The organism is Deferribacterota bacterium (assembly GCA_034189185.1).
Lineage (GTDB): Bacteria > Chrysiogenota > Deferribacteres > Deferribacterales > UBA228 > UBA228.
Genome location: JAXHVM010000175.1, coordinates 1 through 3,651 on the forward strand (window position 1 = coordinate 1; position 3,651 = coordinate 3,651).

Consider the following 3,651-nt stretch of genomic DNA (forward strand, 5'->3'; position numbering starts at 1 on the left):
ATTTATAAAATGTTTTAACTGCATTATAAAGCAATTTTAAAGCTAATAACTATAAAGTCTTATAATAATTCTATCATAATTAGAAATATTTAAATACTAAAATATAATTGCTTAATTAATAAAATAATAATTGACAGTATTCTATTATTATAATATGATTATTGAAATTATTAATTGTGAGGTGATTTGTGGCTAGGAAAGATATAACTATATATCAAAAAAAACACTCTTACAAGTTTCACCCTGGATATGTGGCATTTATATTACATAGAATAACTGGAATCATCTTGGGTTTATATATTATATTGCACATATTAGGCTCAACTAAAGTTTTACCATTTTTCCATGAACTAGTAGAAACACCACCTTTAAGATTCTTTATTTTTGCAATATTTCTGTTCCACGGCTTAAATGGGCTTAGAATTATTTTAGTAGATTTTTTTAATGGTGCTGAAATAGAGCACTTTTATAAACAAAACACTACTGTTATCTTTATGTTTATCGTAATATTAATTATTGGAGCAATACCTATTTTCATATAGGAGGTTTATATGAAGAAATTTCAATTTAAAGGATCCAGTGACAATGGAGTATCTTCCTGGTTATTGCAGAGAATTACAGGTTTTACTCTGTTGTTTGTTATAGCTCTTCACATATTTCATAGAGACTATGAGAAGTTTATGTATTCTATTCCATTTATAAAAAATATGGAATGGGCGCTCATGAGGGCTCCTCTTGCAATACTTTTGGGCTTTGGGTTGTTTCATGCCTTTAATGGTTTTAAAATGATTACTGACGACTATATATCAAATACTACGTGGAGATCAGTTTTATTGTTAATCTATTGGACAATTGGTGTTACATTATTTATCCTAGGTATAGCATTGATAGCTAATATAGAAAATTTTGTTGAGGGAGTTTAATTATGCCAAATAATATTGAGTATCACAAATATGATATTGTGATTCTTGGCGCTGGAGGAGCTGGTTTAAATGCAGCTCAAGTTGCATCAAAACATGTTAAAACAGCTGTTATATCAGAAGTATACCCAACAAGAAGTCATACTATATCTGCACAAGGAGGCATTTGTGCTGCCCTTGGGAATCTAGAAGAAGACCACTGGATTTGGCATATGTATGATACAGTAAAAGGTGGAGATTATTTAGGTGATCAAGATCTTGCAGAGATAATGTGTAAGCAAGCACCTGAAAGAATAATAGAGCTAGAACATTTAGGCGTTCCCTTTAGCAGGACAGCCGATGGAAAAATTGCGCAAAGACCTTTTGGTGGTCATACAGCAGAGTTTGGTAAAAGGCCTGTAAAAAGAGCTTGTTATGCCGCAGACAGAACAGGACATGCAGTTTTGCAAACACTTTATGAGAAATCGATAGAGCAAGGGACCCATTTCTATAATGAATTTTATGCTTTACAACTGCTTACTAATAATGGTGTTGTAAACGGTCTACTTTGCTATGATATACAAAACAGTGGACTACATCTATTCCATGCAAAAGCAATAGTTTTTGCTACAGGAGGTATGGGACGTATATATAAAACTACATCTAATGCTCATATAAATACAGGTGATGGCTTAGCTTTGGCTTTAAGAGCAGGCTTCCCCTGGGATGATGCAGAATTTCCGCAATTTCATCCCACTGGTGTATATGGCGCAGGTAATTTAATATCTGAAGCAGTTAGAGGTGAAGGGGGCTATCTATTAAACTCAGAAGGTGAAAGATTTATGGAGCGATATGCCCCTACTATAAAAGACCTTGCTCCAAGGGATATATGTTCAAGATGTATCTATACTGAAATAAAAGAAGGTAGAGGTTGTGGTCCAAATAAGGATTATGTACTATTAAAGGTTGATCATGTAGGCGCTGATGTAATTTTAGAAAAATTACCTGGAATACACGAAATTGCACTTATTTTTGCAAATGTTGATTGCACAAAAGAACCAATACCCGTTGCACCAACATGCCACTACCAAAATGGCGGTATACCTACTGATCCTTTTGCTCGTGTAATCGCAGGAGTGAAAGATGGTAAAGAAGTTTTAGCCCCTGGTTTTTTTGCCGCAGGTGAAATAGCAGGTTGTGTACATGGGGCAAATAGGCTTGGAACTAACTCACTTTTAGATTTTGTTGTTTTTGGTAGAATTGCTGGGGAAGAAGCCGTAAGATGGGCACAAAATAATAATTATCTTGATATAGATAAAAACAGTTATTCCTTTGGAGAAAAACTATTGTATAATTTTGCAAATGCCAGCGGAGAATACACCTTTGGCCAAATTTATGAAGAATTAACAAATATAATGCAGGATAATGTTAGTGTCTTTAGATCAGAAAAAACACTAAAAGAGGCTTTAAAGGCTTTAGATAAATTGGATGAAAAAATGCAAAATTTTAGGGTTAGTGACAAATCTACAGTATATAACCTAGAATTAATTGAGGCATTAGAGTTGAATAATATGATATTAATATCTAAGGCTACAGCACATGCAGCCCTTAATAGAAAAGAATCAAGGGGCGCTCACTACAGAGATGACTATCCTAAGAGAGATGACAAAAATTATTTAAAACATACTGAAGTTTTACTGGAAAACGACTTAAAAACTTTTAAAATTGATTTTAGACCCGTAAGACTTAAACCTCTTACAGTCGATCCCTTCCCACCAAAGGAAAGAGTATATTAGTTTTATAAGGAGGAATAGATGAGCGAATATGTTACCTTTGAAATCTTTAGATATGACCCTGACAAAGACAAAGAGCCTTATTTCCAAACATATAAGGTTGAAATTCGTAAAAGTGGTATGCTTGTATTAGAGGGATTAAATCAAATAAAATGGGAACAAGATCCAACACTATCATATAGAAGATCTTGTAGGGAAGGAGTCTGCGGTTCAGATGGTGTTAATATAAACGGTGTAAACATGCTATCATGTATAACAAAAATTGAAGAACTACAAAGTGAACATATCACAATACAGCCACTACCAGGCTTTCCCGTTATGCGCGATCTAGTTGTTAATATAGATGATTTTATGGAGAAATTTTATGTAGTAAAACCCTATCTTATAAGAAAATCACCTATGCCTGATAAAGAAATCTACCAATCACCAGAAGATAGAAAAAAATTGGATGGTTTGTATGAGTGTATACTTTGTGGCTGTTGCTCCTCAGCCTGCCCATCCTATTGGGCCGATAAAAACTATTTAGGACCAGCTGCTTGTTTAAGAGCTTATAGATATTTAGCTGATTCTAGAGATGAAGGCACAAATGAAAGACTGTCAATATTAAATGATAAACATGGAGTATGGAGATGTCACACTATTTATAATTGTGTAGAAGCCTGTCCAAAGGAGTTAAACCCTACCAAAGCTATAGTTGGTATAAGAAAAATGCTTTTAGATAGAGAATACTAAAAAAATGTCATAGTATTATATATCTTTGAATATATTATTTTATTTATATCATATTTATAACATATTTTATAAAAATTTGATATAACAGAAAACTTAAGTTAACTGCTTCACATAGTTTATAGCCTCAGATAGGCTTCCCTTTGTAACAAAATCAAATTTAACCCCAATCCTTACAAGGTTTTTTGCTGCATTTGCAGAGACACCTGATAGTATAGGGGTGGCACCAA

Annotated in this window: 4 protein-coding genes; all 4 read left to right on the forward strand. The window is 33.3% G+C overall.

The annotated features are described in order from the left end of the window. Positions 1 to 188 precede the first annotated feature (188 nt). Genes SVN78_09345 through SVN78_09360 form a run of 4 tightly spaced genes read left to right on the forward strand, consistent with a single transcriptional unit; the run spans position 189 to position 3,424 of the window. Positions 189 to 542, forward strand: coding sequence for a succinate dehydrogenase (locus SVN78_09345; GenBank protein ID MDY6821810.1), 354 nt, complete (start codon positions 189 to 191; stop codon positions 540 to 542). Positions 543 to 551: 9 nt separating this feature from the next. Next, the gene (locus SVN78_09350) at positions 552 to 923 is read left to right on the forward strand and encodes a succinate dehydrogenase (protein ID MDY6821811.1); all 372 of its coding nucleotides are present in this window, start codon (positions 552 to 554) and stop codon (positions 921 to 923) included. A 2-nt stretch (positions 924 to 925) separates the two neighbouring features. Continuing rightward, complete coding sequence (gene sdhA, locus SVN78_09355; protein ID MDY6821812.1) at positions 926 to 2,695, forward strand: succinate dehydrogenase flavoprotein subunit; 1,770 nt, start codon at positions 926 to 928, stop codon at positions 2,693 to 2,695. Positions 2,696 to 2,713: 18 nt separating this feature from the next. Then, complete coding sequence (locus SVN78_09360) at positions 2,714 to 3,424, forward strand: succinate dehydrogenase iron-sulfur subunit (GenBank protein ID MDY6821813.1); 711 nt, start codon at positions 2,714 to 2,716, stop codon at positions 3,422 to 3,424. The last annotated feature ends 227 nt before the right edge of the window (positions 3,425 to 3,651 follow it).

Bases quoted from the DNA above. Each gene is read 5' to 3' on its own strand.
- sdhA (MDY6821812.1), top strand. From the start codon at position 926: ATGCCAAATAATATTGAGTATCACAAATATGATATTGTGATTCTTGGC.
- SVN78_09350 (MDY6821811.1), top strand. From the start codon at position 552: ATGAAGAAATTTCAATTTAAAGGATCCAGTGACAATGGAGTATCTTCC.
- SVN78_09360 (MDY6821813.1), top strand. From the start codon at position 2,714: ATGAGCGAATATGTTACCTTTGAAATCTTTAGATATGACCCTGACAAA.